15 protein-coding genes are annotated in these 14,993 nt (G+C 61.7%); 11 read left to right on the top strand and 4 right to left on the bottom strand.

What is annotated here, in order from left to right; genetic code table 11:
* Positions 1 to 104: 104 nt before the first annotated feature.
* Together V5B40_RS06410 and V5B40_RS06405 are read right to left on the bottom strand one after the other, a co-directional pair.
* A complete protein-coding gene (locus V5B40_RS06410; RefSeq protein WP_291984748.1) occupies positions 105 to 446 on the bottom strand; it encodes a hypothetical protein in 342 nt (113 codons plus the stop codon).
* A gap of 421 nt (positions 447 to 867) precedes the next feature.
* On the bottom strand, positions 868 to 1,338 hold the full coding sequence (locus V5B40_RS06405; RefSeq protein WP_291984750.1) for a heavy metal-binding domain-containing protein: 471 nt from the start codon (positions 1,336 to 1,338) through the stop codon (positions 868 to 870).
* A 187-nt stretch (positions 1,339 to 1,525) separates the two neighbouring features.
* On the opposite strand from V5B40_RS06405, the gene V5B40_RS06400 reads away from it, so the two are divergent.
* The 4 genes from V5B40_RS06400 (at position 1,526) to traU (ending at position 6,150) form a co-directional block, all read left to right on the top strand.
* Positions 1,526 to 2,008: a S26 family signal peptidase gene (locus tag V5B40_RS06400; RefSeq protein ID WP_291984752.1), complete on the top strand. Its 483-nt coding sequence runs from the start codon at positions 1,526 to 1,528 to the stop codon at positions 2,006 to 2,008.
* Between the two features lie 439 nt (positions 2,009 to 2,447).
* Complete coding sequence (gene mobH / locus V5B40_RS06395; protein WP_332353751.1) at positions 2,448 to 4,415, top strand: MobH family relaxase; 1,968 nt, start codon at positions 2,448 to 2,450, stop codon at positions 4,413 to 4,415.
* Positions 4,416 to 4,523: 108 nt separating this feature from the next.
* Positions 4,524 to 5,153: a type-F conjugative transfer system protein TraW gene (traW, locus tag V5B40_RS06390; RefSeq protein WP_332353750.1), complete on the top strand. Its 630-nt coding sequence runs from the start codon at positions 4,524 to 4,526 to the stop codon at positions 5,151 to 5,153.
* Positions 5,137 to 6,150 carry a conjugal transfer pilus assembly protein TraU gene (traU, locus tag V5B40_RS06385; RefSeq protein ID WP_332353749.1) on the top strand — a complete coding sequence of 338 codons (1,014 nt, stop codon included), beginning with the start codon at positions 5,137 to 5,139 and terminating at the stop codon, positions 6,148 to 6,150. The genes traW and traU overlap by 17 nt, the downstream gene beginning before the upstream one ends.
* A gap of 97 nt (positions 6,151 to 6,247) precedes the next feature.
* On the opposite strand, the gene V5B40_RS06380 is transcribed toward traU, so the two are convergent.
* Entirely contained in the window at positions 6,248 to 8,341 is a 2,094-nt protein-coding gene (locus V5B40_RS06380) for a helix-turn-helix domain-containing protein (RefSeq protein WP_332352925.1), read from the bottom strand.
* A gap of 351 nt (positions 8,342 to 8,692) precedes the next feature.
* Here V5B40_RS06380 and trbC point away from each other — a divergent pair, with 351 nt between their 5' ends.
* The 7 genes from trbC (at position 8,693) to V5B40_RS06345 (ending at position 13,568) form a co-directional block, all read left to right on the top strand.
* Complete coding sequence (gene trbC / locus V5B40_RS06375) at positions 8,693 to 9,376, top strand: type-F conjugative transfer system pilin assembly protein TrbC (RefSeq protein WP_332353748.1); 684 nt, start codon at positions 8,693 to 8,695, stop codon at positions 9,374 to 9,376.
* Complete coding sequence (locus V5B40_RS06370) at positions 9,373 to 10,569, top strand: hypothetical protein (protein WP_332353747.1); 1,197 nt, start codon at positions 9,373 to 9,375, stop codon at positions 10,567 to 10,569. Before trbC ends, V5B40_RS06370 begins: the two co-directional genes overlap by 4 nt.
* Complete coding sequence (traN, locus tag V5B40_RS06365; protein ID WP_332353746.1) at positions 10,566 to 11,546, top strand: conjugal transfer protein TraN; 981 nt, start codon at positions 10,566 to 10,568, stop codon at positions 11,544 to 11,546. Before V5B40_RS06370 ends, traN begins: the two co-directional genes overlap by 4 nt.
* Positions 11,429 to 12,643, top strand: a complete 1,215-nt coding sequence (locus V5B40_RS06360) for a conjugal transfer protein TraN (RefSeq protein WP_332354160.1) — start codon at positions 11,429 to 11,431, stop codon at positions 12,641 to 12,643. Before traN ends, V5B40_RS06360 begins: the two co-directional genes overlap by 118 nt.
* An 82-nt stretch (positions 12,644 to 12,725) precedes the next feature.
* Complete coding sequence (locus tag V5B40_RS06355; RefSeq protein WP_332353745.1) at positions 12,726 to 12,866, top strand: hypothetical protein; 141 nt, start codon at positions 12,726 to 12,728, stop codon at positions 12,864 to 12,866.
* Positions 12,867 to 12,874: 8 nt separating this feature from the next.
* Complete coding sequence (locus V5B40_RS06350) at positions 12,875 to 13,213, top strand: hypothetical protein (RefSeq protein ID WP_332353744.1); 339 nt, start codon at positions 12,875 to 12,877, stop codon at positions 13,211 to 13,213.
* 130 nt (positions 13,214 to 13,343) lie between these two features.
* Entirely contained in the window at positions 13,344 to 13,568 is a 225-nt protein-coding gene (locus tag V5B40_RS06345; protein WP_291868514.1) for a helix-turn-helix transcriptional regulator, read from the top strand.
* On the opposite strand, the gene V5B40_RS06340 is transcribed toward V5B40_RS06345, so the two are convergent.
* Entirely contained in the window at positions 13,465 to 14,748 is a 1,284-nt protein-coding gene (locus V5B40_RS06340) for a tyrosine-type recombinase/integrase (protein ID WP_332353743.1), read from the bottom strand. The two genes, V5B40_RS06345 and V5B40_RS06340, sit on opposite strands and share 104 nt — an antisense overlap.
* Positions 14,749 to 14,993: the final 245 nt, after the last annotated feature.

Below are 14,993 nucleotides of genomic sequence, written 5' to 3'. Positions count from 1 at the left end.
TGAGCAGCATGAATTTGGTTTTGACTTGGCGTGCGCTTCCGCATTGGCCTGCCGCCAGTCACGAAAGCTGGCGAGGAGTCGTTTCAGCCAGGTAACCATGGGTTTTACTTCCCTTGACTACCATGCATTCCCGGCATCATCGGCATCCCTTGCTGACCCTGCATGCCCATGCCACCCTGACCGCTGCCCATCGGACAGCCGGCGGTGCCCATGTCTTTCATCATCGTCTGCATGTCGTCCATTTGCGCCGCCATCATCGGCATGCGCGCTTCGCCTTCAGCCTTCTGCATGGCTTGCATACGCGCCTGCATGGTCTGCATTCGCGCCTGCATCTGATCGTACATAGGGTTCGCTGGCGCGGATTTTTCCGCAGCAAGCAAGGCGACTGGTGTGCTCAGCGCAGTGGCCAAGGTGATCATCAGGAGTTTGCGGGACAGGGTTTTCATGGTCATTCCTTTGATTGGTGAGTGGTTCGTCGCTGGCGATGCGTTACCTTTACGAGTATCGGCGATCCATGCCGACGACGACCTGACGCAGGAATGACATTTTTGTCATCTGCGTTATCGAAGGCTACGCACCACAGCCTAACTGGCGCCTGCTCGACGGCCTTGACGGGCTGCGTTATCAGACCAGCGCTTGTAGCCCGTGATCGCCAAGGTAGAACTGAACGAGCAGGATGAGTGCGGCGGAGAAGTTCGGGCTTCTTTCTTCATGCAAACACGCCAATGCTGCTCCAGAGCTTGGAAAGGTGTTTCAGGCTCAAGGCACGAGAACACTATCGCGTCTTCCAGACGCTCCGTCCGGCGATCAATCAAGCTGGCCGTGCCGCCGAGCCACCTGTGGATGCCAGCAGCCGCGGCACCCCGTTCACGCCGCCGATTCAGCCCTCGGCATTTTCCGGTCCACGACGACAGCCGTTCCCTGGTACGTGACTCTCGACACTCGCCACTGCGATCCGGCCTGGTCGTAGTGGGCATTGCTCTTGCGAAGCCCGACAATGGCATTGGCCCCCATGGCAATCCCCTGGCGCGCCAGATCCAACAACGCTTGTTTCTCCGCCAGCCGGTACTCCCAGTCTGATGCCGCTTCGGTTTTGGACAGTGCCTCCACGTAGCCGACCGTTCTGACAGTCCGCTCGCCAGGAACGGAGTTCGTGGTCACCAGCAAGATCTCATTTGTGATGACCGTGAGCTCGCGCTCCAGTTGATCGAACTGGCGTTTCGTGGTGGTTTTCGATCGCCGATTCCAGCGGAACATGGCGATGATGACCAGCAGCAGCGCCAATAGCGGCAAAGTGCTGAAGATGGCGCTTGGTGGTGTTGCAGCAGCGATAGTCATGGCGGCCTCCAATTCCTTAGTGACCGATCCAGATTCTCACAGGTCCGCAAAACTGCAAGCGTCTGCCTGCATAACGCTCGTCGCCCTCCCAAGCCTGCACGAACTCCCGATTTTCCTGCCGCTCAAAAGCGTCACCGCAGGGCACATTTCCAAATCCTGACGCTTGCGGCGCCGATACAGTGGCGGCATGTCTATCGGTCTTTTCAATCTCCTGGGACGCTGGTTTCCGCTGCTTCTTTGGGTCGTCGCCGCCCATTTGGCGTTTGGTCGCGCCTATCTGCTCGCCTGGAACATCACTGAAAGCCTTCCCGGCACGCTCTTCCTGGTCGAGAAAGACGTCATGCCTGCGCGTGGTGAGCTAATGGCCTTCCGGTGGGAAGCCAACTGGCCCTATCCGCGTGGGAGCCTGTTCCTCAAACGCCTGATCGGCTTGCCCGGCTCGCTGGTTACCGCGACAGGCCGAGCCTTCTTTGTCGATGGCGAGCCGGTCGGTCGTGCCAAGGAGCGCGCGAGGACCGGCGAGTCGCTCGATACCGGCCCGGTCGGCACCATTCCCGACGGGCGCTACTACGTGGCCGGCTCACACCCGGACAGCCTCGATTCACGCTATCGCCTGACTGGCTGGGTGGCTCGGCAGCAGATGGTCGGGAAAGCGCATCGGGTCTTCTGACGTGCGGCGCACTGGGTCTTGCGGAATTCGCGCCGACTGCGCTGTACGCGAGGTTGCCAAACGCTCCAAGCGCCTGTGGATCGCCGTCCTTCATCAGGCGATCGAGGATGCGCAGGGCAACACGCGATCGGCCGAGAAGTCGGCCCGCACCGTCGCAGGACCGCAGCGGGACGCCCTGATCTGGATTTTTTGCGACCGGTCCAGGGCACGCAATTCGTTTCGCGCGATCTGCGACCTTCTCGATCTCGACCCCGATCAGGCGCGCCAGCGTCTTCGCCGAGTACCTGCGATTCGGCGCGCCTTGCGCCAAGCCCGGCTGGATGTGGGCCAAGGGGAGGGCTGACCGATGCTCGGTTTTATCAGGAAAGCGATTCGGCAGGATAACCAAGGCCAACAACCGGCCGCAAGCCTTCCCGTAAGCACGCCGTCGCAGCAGGCCATGGACGATGAGATTCCACGCTACCCGCCGTTCATGAAGGGCCTGCCGGCAACCCACCCCGACAAACTCATCGAGACGCAGCGGGAGCTGATCGGCCAAATCCGCGAAGCCGGCCTCGCGTCTTCGGAGATCTTCGAGCAGTTCTATCGACAGTCGCTTTGCCGCTTTGCCTCCTATGCGCATCTCCTGCCGGCCAGCCAGACACATCATCACCGAGGAGCAGGCGGACTCCTGCGTCACGCTGCCGAAGTCGCCCTGTGGTCGCTCCAGTTCGGCGATCGCGTGCTGCTGCCCGGCGAGCAGGCGCCGCGACGTCGCCGCGAGCTCCAGCCGCGGTGGCATCTGGCCGTATTCCTCGCCGCCCTCTGCCACGACGTCGGCAAGCCGGTCACCGACCTAGTGGTCACCAGTCGTGATGGTGCGCAGCTCTGGAACCCCTTTGTCGAAGACCTCTACACCTGGGCTGGCCGGCATCAGGTCGATCGCTACTTCCTGCATTGGCGCGAGAATCGTGGCAAGAAGCACCAGGCCATTTCCGCCTTGATTGCCGAACGCATCATCAGTCCGCAGGGGCTGGCCTGGATCGCCGCGGGCGATACCGAGCTGGTGCTCTGGATGATGGAAACGATCAACGGCTCGCCCAGCACCGAGAACCCGATTCACGATCTCGTCATTCGCGCCGATCAGGCCAGTGTCGAGCGCGACCTGCGCAGTCTTGGCGTCGCGTTCACCGGCTACGAGATCGGCCTGCCGGTCGAACGCTTTCTGGTGGACATCATGCGTCGGCTGGTCCGGGAGGGGACCTGGAGCGTCAATCAACCGGGCTCACGGCTCTGGCACATCGACGGGCATCTCTACCTGGTCTGGCCGGCGGCCGGTGAGGAAATCGCCGCCCTCATTCATCAGGAAAAGATTCCGGGCTTGCCGAGAACGCCGAACAGTCTTCTCGACATGCTTGTGGAACGCCAGTTGGCGAGTGTCCGCGAGGATCGTGTCGACGGCCATCGCTATTGGGTGATCGCCCCGGCGGTGCTGGCCGAGAAGATCCCGAACATCCGACTGACGGCGATCAGGCTTCGCGATGCGGCGCTGCTTGTGGAGCCCGCACCACCCTCCGTACCGGGGAGGCTCCTCGACCAGGAGGAGGCCGTACCCGAGCCGGCCGACCTTTCGGCGCCAAAGTTGTCTCCCGCCGTGAAACTACGCGCTTCACCTGAACAGGGTCGGTTGCCAGAGACGCCTGCCCAGCCCGAGTCCACGCCCAACGCACCAGCGGCACCCACCGATCAGCTCGATGGTGCTGTGGGTGAAGCGCTGCAGGCGCTCGCCCGGGACATTCAGACCGGCAAGAAGTCTGCCGAGACCTTGATCCACATCGACCCCTCCGGCGTGTTGTGTCTGAAGTGGCCGGATGCACTCAGCAGTTGTGGCCTGGACGGCAAAGCGATTCTCGAGGAGTTGTCGCACCGAAACTGGCTGGCGGTTGACCCGCTGTCGCCTTTTCGGAAGGTGACCGAGATCGAGGTCGGGCACGGCCAATCGTGGAAAGTGATTCGTCTGCAGCCGGCGATCAAGCAGCTCATGGCCATCGGAAGGCTTCAGCAAGCACCTTCCCCGGTAGCTCCTCCAGTAGCCGCATCGGTTCAGAAATGCACCCCGATCACTGGCAAGACCGAGACCCCCGATGAAGACGAGCGGCTGAACCGGATCCAGGGCATCGTCGCCACCTTGCGCGAAGGCGTGAGGGCAGGCGTACTGCCATCAGAGCGTGAGGGTGCCTTCACGTGGATTCCCTCCCGCCAGGCCGAGCCCCTGCTGGTCGAGCGACTGCAGTTGGCGAGGATGCAGATCCTGCGCCTGGGGAGCGTCGTCCCGGACGTGTTCTTGTGTCAAACGAGAAATCGGGCGCATTGCTACCGAATCCCGGTCCCGCCCGCTGGCGACGGCAGCCAGAAGCGAAGCGCGTAGCGCCGCTGACACGCCGGCAACGGTCGCTGAATGCACCGAGGCGAAATGCGTCCGGGAAAGCCGCATTTCGAAATCCACAGCCGCAGGTGGCAGACCAGAATCGGCCCCATGTCGACTCGCGCCCCACTGCCGTTCTTTGCCCTGCTGCTCGCGGCCTCACTGCCCATCGCACACGCCGAGGATCTCGGCGTCGTCGGGCCGACCTACGACATTGCCGAACCGGATCTGCTGGAAGTCATCGATTCACGTCTCAAACACATGGAGAAGACCGGCGAACTCGCCAGGAAACAGAACGAACACCGTGATCGCGTCGTCGCGGCCGTCGAGAAACCAGCACCCGTCGCCGGGCTCACGGCCTCCGTTACCAGGCGCAGTTTTTTTGTCGACCCGACGTGGATTCTCGACCGCGACATCCGCAACGCTCAAGGCGCGATCCTGTTCGCGCGCGGACTGAAAGTGAATCCCCTCGACCATGTTTCGCTGCGTGAACGGCTCGTTTTCTTTGACGGGCGCGACCGCCGACAAGTCGCCTTTGCACGACAGGCGTTGGCGAGCCCCGAAGGCGGCGCCAAACCGATTCTGGTCGCCGGTGAGCCCCTGGCGCTGATGCGTTCGTGGAAGCGGCGCGTCTACTACGATCAGGGCGGCAGCCTGACCCGCCGCCTGGGTATTCGTCAGGTGCCGGCGGTGGTCAGTCAGGAAGGCAAGAGGCTTCGGATCGATGAAGTTCGTCCGTGAGTGCGTCTTCCTGTTGCTGGCGGCGGCGGCGATCGGGCGCCCGGGGCCGGCCTTGGCGACGCCGACCTGCACCGGCCGCTTCGCCAATCCGATTACCGATATCTGTTGGCGCTGCATGCTGCCGATCCGCTTCGGAGGCCTGGAGCTGCTCTCGATGGGACAGGAAGACACGCCGAATCCCGGCGGCTCACCGCTTTGCGCCTGCCCCTCACAGTTGCGGGTCGGTTTCAAGGTGAGTTTCTGGGAGCCGGTCAGGCGCGTCGATGTGGTGCGTCGTCCGTTCTGCCTCACCAGTCTTGGCGGACTCGAACTCGATCCCGGGTTCGATGCGCCGCGCGGTTCGCGCTACAGCCAGGACAGTACATCGACCTCATCTTTCTATCAGGTCCATTGGTACGTCGATCCGGTCATCTTCTGGCTGGAAGCGATCTTCGACAACGCCTGCCTAGAGCCGGGCGGTCTCGATGTCGCGTATCTCACCGAACTGGACCCGATGTGGCACGACGATGAGCTGACCTTCATTCTCAACCCCGAGGTCGCGCTGTTCGGCAACTTGGCGGCCCGCGCTGCCTGTGCCGCCGATTGCGCAGCGGCCACCGCCGGCTTTCCGCTCAACACCCTGTTCTGGTGTGCTGGCTGCCAGGGCAGTCTCTATCCCCTGAATGGCAACGTGCAGGCCCATATCGGCGGCGTCCAGGCGTCCAGTCTGGAAATGACCCGCCTGATCGCCAAGATGCACCGGGAAGGGCTGATGTGGGCGGCCTCCGGCGAGGACGGACTGTGCGGCTACTACCCGCAGCCGATCATGGACAAGACCGGCTACAAGCATCACATGCTCTATCCGATTCCCCAGACCGCCCAGCTTGCCGGGAAATGCTGCCAGCCGCTGGGGCGATCGACGATCCTGTGGGGCGCCGGGCGCGAGTTTCCCTTCGAGGGTGAGGACTTTGCGTACATGGTCTTCCGCAAACGCAACTGTTGCCAGGGCGCGTTCTGAGGCCATGAGCAAGCGGTCGTGGACTTTGCTGTTCAGACCTCCCGGAATCCCCGGGGAACGTGGTCTAATTTTGGACAGTAGGTCGGCGAAGGCCGTCTCATAGCGGAGACTGGCCGACCTCGATGCGCAGCCATTTTCCGCCGGGGATCCTGGCGCCGAGACCAGTGAGCTTACGGCACAGCTGTTCTTGGGCATAACGGCGTGCGGGTTGCTGTAGCGGCTCCAGGCGAACGACCACCCAGTGTTCGTCACTGCGTACCCAGCCATGGCAGTTGAAAATCGCATAGAGCAGGTCCACCCGATCGCTATCCTTGGCATAGCTGTCGTCAAGCCAATCGAGAAGCTGGCGGCGCACGTTCCATACGGAACTCGTGACGAAGTCGAAGAGATTCTTGCCCTCGTTATCGATGGCGTTGAAGGAGCGGTAATCGGACAGCCCCGTGACATTGACGCGCTCGGGCAAGCGAGCCTTGTCAGCCTGGAGTTGTTTGAGTTGCGTTTCGCTCACGGCGATGGCCGCAGCAAGCCGCCGATGCCGACTGTTGTGGCGCTCACTTCCGTCCCGATTGAAGCTGGGTTGAGTCTTGGCCTGTTGCTTGTAAAGCTTGGCGAGATGGCCCTGGGTGCTCGCAATCTGCTGCGCAAGCCCTTTGATCTGGGGATTGGCGATGTCCTGTTTGTCGCTCTCGGCCAAGCCGAAACCCGGATGGTAATGATAGGGATGACGCCCCTTGAGGTGTTTGAAAGTGTTCTCCGAGGCGCCCCAGCGACTGAGCATCGCGGTCAGCACCTCTTGCGGCGACCACTGAAGGTCAGCGTCCCAGCAGAGCACGCTGATGCGGTGATTGGTACGCAAATTCCACAACACCACCCGACGCAGGTCGAACGTATGCGCCAGCTCGGCCATGCCGGTGTCGGGATCGGGATCGGGATCGGGATCGGGATCGGGATCGGTTTTAGGTGGGTAGAGGCACGCCTTGGTCTCTTCGAGCAGGCGATAATCCGTGCCGTTCATCGACACGCTGTGCGTGAAGTCTGCGGCCGGCAAGGCCCTGAGCCGCGCAGGATTGGCGTTCTTCTCCCAAGTGATGAAGGGGGTGCGGCGGCGCACGAGTTCGCTGAAAAAGCCCAGCCCATCGCCCTCACGGTCGAAGACCTGTACCGGCGGGGTTCCCAGGGACTGTTGTCGCGCATACTCGCCAAGCTTCAGAATCTGAGCGCGCAGGTCTCCCTTGCCCTCCTGAATGTCGAAATAGACGATGCGCCCCTGTTCGTCACAAGTGACCAGATTGGTCTGTCCGGGCATCGGCATCCGCCGCTGTGTATTCCAGGCCGCATGCACCTTGTCCTGTCCGGTATAAGGCAAGAGATGACCGTCCGTAAACCACAGCCGGGTGGCGACCAGGCCGCAGCGGATCTGATCGGCAAAAAACGCCTTCAACAGCGCCTCGGCCCGCGACTTGCCGGCGACGTCATGGAACCAGGACCACAGCGTGTCGAGAGCGGGTAGCCGCCCCAAGCCCAGGAGCCGTCCCGCCTCCTCGCGCCGCTCATGTTTGAGCTGCTCAATGGAGCGGATGTTACGCACCGCCATCAGCACGAACACCTGGAAGATGCGCCAACCGTTGCCGAACAGCTGGGAGAGTCGTTGCATCCACTGCCCTTGGCTCATCAGGACCAGCAAGACAGGGAAAATGCCGGCATAGCGGCTGGCTTCCCAGTCATGGTGTTCCGCATAGGGAAGCTCGATCACTGCGGCGGGAACCTGTTCCGGTGAGGCCTGCTCCGCGACTGTCTGGCGGCTCGGCTGATCGACACGCACGACCTCTTCGAGGGGCGCTTCCTCCAGCGCACACCGCGCCGCGGCTTCGCCATCCCACGCGAGTTCCTCTTGTGTTACTTCCGCGGTCAGCCTCTTCTCGGCACGCCGCAAAGCTTCGAGTTCGCGGGCCTTGGAGCCGGGGCGGCGTTTGTCAACATGCAGCCGACCTTGCCGTTCTTCGCTCACGCTGTGGCTCGGACTATAGCCATGCAGCAGGCCGGTCACCCCAAAGAGCCGATAGCACTCGCGATAGTTGTGCAGCGTCTGGCGACTGAGATTGAGCACCTCGGCCAAGCGCGTCTGGTTCAGCTTCCTCTGTAATAACTCAACCACCAGGAGGCGCCGCTCGGCCTTGTCGGCAAGATTCACCCGTTTGCTCAGACTGCCATGATGATAAAGGTCACCCTGGCTGCGAGGGCCACGCGGAAGGTGCAGACAATAGCCTCTGCCCAAGTCGAAACGGCCTTCCTGCTTAACCGCTGGTTCCAATAACTCGCTCTGCGTCACCCCTCACCCCCAGGTCCCCGCTGCCTGACGCGATTCTAGCATGAGATTTATGCTTATTGCACTTGTTATTGCGTATTTACAATAGGATATAAGCATCGTTGTCCAATAAACGTTTTCCGTTCCCGGCGTGACGAAGGTCCAAAAAACGACGATAAGGCTTTTGAATCACGCGGTTAGCGGGGCGTCTGAGTCGCAATTCCGGGAGGTCTGCTGTTGGCGCACTGCCTTGGTGTCAGCGCCTGGGGCGGGCCGGTGACGCCCGCGCTCGCGCAGGTGGTAGTACCGACTGACACCGAGCTGCGTTCACACCGCGAGCGCATGGGTTCTGCCCTGGATGCCGTCGCGGCGCCGAAGGTCACTGGCCGCCCGGTGGTTCCCGATCCGACCAAGCTGCCGCAGCCGGCGACCACAGGCCCCGACATTGGCCGGATCGCAGAGACCTACCGCCACGCCGCGCCAAGTTGGGCTCCGGGCAAGGACGTCCCGGAGCTGATGGTCTTCGTCTCCTTTTCGTTACCGAAGGAAACCCTGCAGCGAATCGTCAGCCAGGCGGAGAAATCCGGTGCCGTGCTGGTCCTGCGAGGACTCAAGGGGAATTCTCTCGCGCGCATGGGTGAGGAAATCGCGGAGCTGGTGGGCGCCCGAAACGTGACGGCGATCATCCATCCACCGGCCTTCAAGCAGTTCATGGTGCGGCAGGTGCCCGCGCTGGTGCTGGCACGGTCGGGCCAGGCGTGGCAGATTGGCGAAGACGGCTGCGCGCCGGCGTCGAGCTTCATCCGCGTCGACGGTGATGTCACGCAGGACTATGCGCTGGATCTCATCGAGCGACAGGCGCCAGCGTGGGCCGATGTGGCGCGCCGCTATGCCTCACGACTTTCGGGACCACAGCGATGAGCAAGCGGCGCTGGCTGGTCCTCGCTCTGCTCCTGGCAAGCCGTTCCTGGGCGCAGGGGGATGCTGCGAGCAACGCGTTTGCCGAGGGCAAGGCGCTGGGCGCCGGCACGATCGACAGCGCCTTCCAAGGAATCGGCGACAGTACAGGCGCAGCGACCGTGCCGGGGTTCGGACAGATTACCCCCCAATCGCAAGTGTTCCAGGCAGGGCAGGGTCAGTTGTCGGGGCCCGGTACGGCCAAGATCATCGACTGCGCCAGCCAGGCTCCTGAGGTGGATTCCTACCGGCGGCAGGAGTGTGACGCCGTCAATTTCGTGGCCCGCAATCCGGCAGTACGGCCGGCGTTCTCGATCGATCGCGCCAACGATCCGCTGATCAGTCGTGCCAGGGCGATTGCCCGCAACCCCACGATGAGCGCCACCGGCATCACCACCGGCAACCCAACCGAACAGTGCCGGGTGGTGACCGACACCCAGCCCGCGTCGTTCAGCCGGGAAACGTGCAATGACTACCGGCCGGTGAGCAGCAATTTCTGTTCGACCGCGCGCCAGATCAGTGTCGATCAGCATCACCGCTACCAGTGTGTCGAGCAGATGCAGTCGGTGAGCAATGCCTCGTGCTTCATTGGCCAACAGATCGCCGTCGATACACGCTACCGCTACCAGTGCAATCAGACCGTGCAGGGCTACGAGTCGCTGAGTTGTCGGCGGGGCGTTTCCGTCACCGTCGGGTTTGGCCAATGCACACCCGGTGTCTGGCTCGGACGCGCGGCGTTTGTCGATTGCGGCCGCTGCGTCGATCCGTACATGGCGATGAACATCTTTTGCGGCAGCGACGGCCGATCGTACGAGGTGGAACCGTACCGTTCCGGCGACGGTGCCAACCGCTTCGACTATCGCCCGCTGGGCTATCCCTGGGATGGTAGTTATGGCCGCTTTCCCGTGGCGGTCGCGCCGGGTCAATCGGTGAGCGATCACTACGTCAGCGATCTCGGCTTTGGCTGCCATCTCTACGTTTATTTTAGCGTCAGCTGCAGCGCCATCACCTGCACGCCATCGGTGCGCAACGTCAGTGCCGGCTGCAACTCTGCCGGCGGCAGCGGCACCGGGGCGGCGCTGCAGCTGCCGATGTCCACGACGGTCAGCAGCTGGCGGTCGAGCGAGTGCGCCAGCTTGCAGCAGCGAGCGCAATGATGAAGGCGTTGCTTGCGATGCTGTTCGTCATGACACTCGCTGGCCGGGCGATTGCCGGCGACTGCCGGCTGGCGAGTTCGACCTGTGTCGATAGCACCGCGAGCAAGGCGATCTCCGGCATCGTGGTGACGCTGGCGCAGGTCGGTGGTTGCTGGGAGTACCAGGACACCTACACCTGCATCAAGCCCGAGGCGATCGACTACTGTGCTGCGCTGACCACGGCCGGCTGCGGTCAGGTCGGTGCCTCCTGCAGCGACGCAGCGTTCAACGGGACGTGCAACACCTATACCAAGACTTTCCAGTGCGGCACCAACCAGGGCGAGCCGAGCAACACGCTGCGCTTGAGCAACAGTTACACGCTGCTCACCGACGCCATCGACGCCAGCGCCTGCAGCAGCTACGCGCAGAACGCGCGCTGTCGTCTGGCGGCGCATACCTGTGTCGATTCGACGCCATGCAAGCTTGACGCCAGTGGGGCCACGGTTTGCCTGGCCGGCGTGACGCCGCCGGAAGGGGGGCTGAACTCGACGGCGAGCTGTTGGCGCTATCAGGACGACTATTCGTGCATTGCCGACGACCCCCTCGATTACTGCGCGGCGATCAAGGCGACCGAGGGCTGTACGCTGGTCACGTCAACGTGCGACAGCACGGCCTTCGACGGTTCGTGCAATCAATACACGCGCCAGTATCAGTGCACCAACGTCACGGCGGCGACGAACCCGCCGACGGTCGTGCACTCGACACCTCCTACACCATCACCTCGAACACGCTCGACACCAGCGGCTGTACCTCGCTGTCGGAAAGCAGCAACTGCGTCCATGCCGCACACACCTGCACGGACAACACGCCGTGCAAGACGATCAACGGCCTGCAGGTCTGCCTGGACAGCGTCTCGCCGCTGCCGGAAGGGGCCCAAAGTGCGGGCGATTCCTGCTGGGCGTGGTCGGAGGACTACACCTGCGCCGCGACAGCGCTGAGCGATGACTGCCAGGAGCTGATCGACCGGGGATGCACCCAGGTGGGCAGCGACTGCGTCGACCGCTTGCCCTCGGGCGCTTGCGACCTGAACGAGCGCACCTATTCGTGCCAGACCTCGCCGGCGGTGCAGACGCAGCGCACGGTCTGCGATCAGGCGGCGTTCTGTCAGGGCGGCAACTGCTTCGATACCAGCCATCCCGCCGATCAGGATTTCGGCAAGGTCATGGCCACGCTGGAGGCGGCGCGCGAAGCGGGGGTCTATGGCGGCGATCAACGGCTGTTCACGGGCGTCACGGAGCAGTGTCGCAAGAAGCTGTTCGGTCTGGTGAACTGCTGCAAAAAGGGCGGCGGTGGCGCGGCGAAGAGCAACAACGCGCTGATGTCGGCGGCGATCCAGGGGGCGTACGCGGGAGGTCAGCTGGCGGTGAACGCCGGCAGCAAGTACGTCTTCGATTTCATGTATCCGCAGTACGCTGGCTATCTCGAAGCGGGCGCGAAGGCGATGATCTCGTCCGAGGTGCTGTTTACGCCGACGAATTTCCAGCCTTCGTTCAGTTTCTATGGGCTCACCTTGTCCACGGGGACGATGACCAGTGGCCTGCTCGGCGGGCCGATTTTTTCCATCGGGTCGCTGGGCAGCTTCAATTTCTACTTCGATCCTTACTCGCTGGCCGTGGCGGTGGCCCTCGAACTGCTCTCGGACCTGCTCTCGTGCGACCAGACCGAGCAACTGCTGGCGATGCACCGCGATGCCAATCTCTGTGTCGCGGTGGGCTCCTTCTGTTCGGCCCGGGTGCCGATCATCAGGACGTGCATCGAGCAGACCCAGTCGTATTGCTGTTTCAACTCTCGCCTGGCTCGATTGATCAATGAACAGGGCAGGGGACAGATCGGCAAGACCTGGGGCAGCGGCAGGCATCCGGACTGTTCCGGATTCACTCCGGCGGAGTTCGAACGGCTCGATTTCTCGCAGATCGACCTGGGCGAGTTCATCGCGGAAGTCACGGCCAGCGTGCGCGTACCCACTGCGTCGTCGATCGGGCAGAACGTCCGCGGCACCGTCGAGCAACGCGTCAATAGCTACTACAACCGGTGATGACTGAGCAGGCCTCTTTTTCCGGGGAAGGACGCGATGCCTTCGGACAGGTGGGTGGTGTGGATTCTCTCAGGGAGATTCGATGAAAGCACCTCCGAAAACTTTTGCGATGGTGTTGTCCGTGCTGGGTCTGCTGGCCACCAGAGATGTTGTTGCTGCGGACTTGAAGCAACATCTGATCGCGGCGATCGATGCGCCCGATGGTCGATCCGACGGGAGCTGAGTGGGCGGATGGCGGAGTTCTTCAAGGGGCAGACGCGGTCGCCTGCGCCGGTGCGGGTTCAGGTCAGAACACTGAGGAAGTTTGCCGAGGCCGGTTGTGCTCGCCTGGAGGCGACGCTGATCCAGGACGACGTGCCGACGAAGGATGGCAAGCGGATTCCACTTGCCGTTCGCTACGAACTCAATCTGTGCCGTGACGGGCAGCCACCGAGTGAAGGGATTGACCTTGATGCGGCGTCGCGCGTGCTTTCGGGTGAGTCGCCGGGGCTACAACAAACCGACCGCGGATCCCAACGCTACCGGGTGCCTCTCAAGGAACGAACGGGAGTAGCTAAGTCACACCGTTAGAGGGCCCGCCAACGCAACAATCTCCGAATTAACTAAGGGCGCGGCTATTGTCGCCATGTGCGCGGTTGCAAGCGCGAAATGGAGCACAAGGAACGCAAGAATGAACACCCGTGAGCTGAGCCATGCTGAAATGACAACACCGGGGAAGACTCTGATCAACCGTAAGCAGTTGCTCCAGATGATTCCGCTATCGGAAAGAACGATCCTCGATATGGAAAAACGTCGAGAATTTCCCCGCCGCTTTGCCATTACTACGCGTTTGGTTGCATGGGACTTGCAGGAAGTGGAGCAGTGGATTGATGCTCGGAAGGCGGCGGCAATCCAGCCAGTCGCCCCTGGCGTTCCGGCCGGATAGTCCAGCGGTCGATCATGTCGGCCCAGTCCTGCAGCATAGCGCGTCGCTGCTCTGCGTACTCTGCCTTGTTGTAGACGGCGCGAACACCTTTTTGCTCATGAGCTAAGCACTTTTCAATCCAGTCGGTGTTGTAGCCAGCCTCATGCAAGATCGTCGAGGCTGTCCGGCGTAGATCGTGAATACAGAAATCCTCCAACGGCTTGCCGTCTTTCTGAGCTGCCCGGTACGCGAGGGTAGTGACTCGGTTCAATGTTGCCTTACTCATGGGGCTATCCTGATCATACCGAGACGGCAGGACATATCGCGATCCGCCGGCACAAGTCTTGAGCGCCACGAAAATATCTAGTGCCTGCCGAGAAAGATGAACAACATGGGGATTCCTTCGTTTCATGCGCTCGCCCGGAATTATCCATATTGCATCCATGAAGTTGACTTCGGTCCACACTGCATCCGTGAGCTCCGACTTTCGCAGCATGGTCAATAGCAGGAGCTTTACAGCTAAGCGGAAGGTGGGAGCTGTCGAAACACGCTCAAGGTACTCGTAAAGTAGCCCAATCTCTTCCGACGATAGCGCCCGATCTTTGGGCTGAAAGCGGGCAATCGAGGTTGGTCGCACCAACTCTGCGGGGTTGTCGTAGCGGTGGCCGCGCTCTAGCGCATACCGAAACACCAGTTGCACGATTTCGCGGGCATGGATCGCGGTGGCCGGAGCGCCTCGTGCGACTATCTTGTCGCACAGACTCCGCAAGTCCTCGTGCGAAACCTCCGCCATCTTCAGCCGCCCGAAAGGCGCCTTGAGATCGCGCTCGTAGACTGATCGCCGCATATCGCGCGTCGATTCCGCCATCGGGTGGTTCTTCAGCCAGAGTTCGGCCCATCCGCCAAAAGAATCTGCCTCGTTGGTCTTTAGCTTTTCGCGCGCCTTCTGGCGAGACGGAGACCGGCCGGACGCCAGAGCCTTCTTGGCCTCCGTAAGGCGCTCCCTGGCTTCGGCTAGGGTCAGCCCGGCCGGACCATAGCGACCGATTACGAGTGTCTCTTGACGGTTGTTGATGCGGTAGTTGTAGCGGAAGGAGACGGTTCCTGTGCTAAGTACAGTTACGTAAAGGCCATCCCGGTCGGTGAGCTTGTACGGCTTCTCCGCTGGCTTCAGATTCCTCAATTTCGTGTCTGTCAGCATTCCTTTACCGGCCTCCGATACCATCATTGAAATACCAGTTTTTTGCGTACAAATTCTATTAACAATCAGTATGTTATATAGAATTGATACCATCATCTACGTGCTGTACAGATGATGGTATGAACCAGTTTACAATGAACCATCGAAAGTTCATACCATTTCTCGGACCATCAATAAGTCTCGCTTGATGATGCCGGATGCTGCCAGTTGCTGCCAGACAAAAAATAGAAACGAACTTATAAACA

This window comes from Candidatus Accumulibacter meliphilus (assembly GCF_036625345.1).
Classification (GTDB): Bacteria; Pseudomonadota; Gammaproteobacteria; order Burkholderiales; family Rhodocyclaceae; genus Accumulibacter; species Accumulibacter meliphilus.
This window is presented reverse-complemented; position numbering and strand designations above follow the sequence as displayed.

What these genes read in the sequence shown, in the direction of transcription:
- V5B40_RS06410 (WP_291984748.1), bottom strand. Translation starts at nt 446, where the DNA reads ATGAAAACCCTGTCCCGCAAACTCCTGATGATCACCTTGGCCACTGCG.
- V5B40_RS06405 (WP_291984750.1), bottom strand. Translation starts at nt 1,338, where the DNA reads ATGACTATCGCTGCTGCAACACCACCAAGCGCCATCTTCAGCACTTTG.
- V5B40_RS06400 (WP_291984752.1), top strand. Translation starts at nt 1,526, where the DNA reads ATGTCTATCGGTCTTTTCAATCTCCTGGGACGCTGGTTTCCGCTGCTT.
- mobH (WP_332353751.1), top strand. Translation starts at nt 2,448, where the DNA reads ATGGACGATGAGATTCCACGCTACCCGCCGTTCATGAAGGGCCTGCCG.
- traW (WP_332353750.1), top strand. Translation starts at nt 4,524, where the DNA reads ATGTCGACTCGCGCCCCACTGCCGTTCTTTGCCCTGCTGCTCGCGGCC.
- traU (WP_332353749.1), top strand. Translation starts at nt 5,137, where the DNA reads ATGAAGTTCGTCCGTGAGTGCGTCTTCCTGTTGCTGGCGGCGGCGGCG.
- V5B40_RS06370 (WP_332353747.1), top strand. Translation starts at nt 9,373, where the DNA reads ATGAGCAAGCGGCGCTGGCTGGTCCTCGCTCTGCTCCTGGCAAGCCGT.
- traN (WP_332353746.1), top strand. Translation starts at nt 10,566, where the DNA reads ATGATGAAGGCGTTGCTTGCGATGCTGTTCGTCATGACACTCGCTGGC.
- V5B40_RS06355 (WP_332353745.1), top strand. Translation starts at nt 12,726, where the DNA reads ATGAAAGCACCTCCGAAAACTTTTGCGATGGTGTTGTCCGTGCTGGGT.
- V5B40_RS06350 (WP_332353744.1), top strand. Translation starts at nt 12,875, where the DNA reads ATGGCGGAGTTCTTCAAGGGGCAGACGCGGTCGCCTGCGCCGGTGCGG.
- V5B40_RS06345 (WP_291868514.1), top strand. Translation starts at nt 13,344, where the DNA reads ATGACAACACCGGGGAAGACTCTGATCAACCGTAAGCAGTTGCTCCAG.
- V5B40_RS06340 (WP_332353743.1), bottom strand. Translation starts at nt 14,748, where the DNA reads ATGCTGACAGACACGAAATTGAGGAATCTGAAGCCAGCGGAGAAGCCG.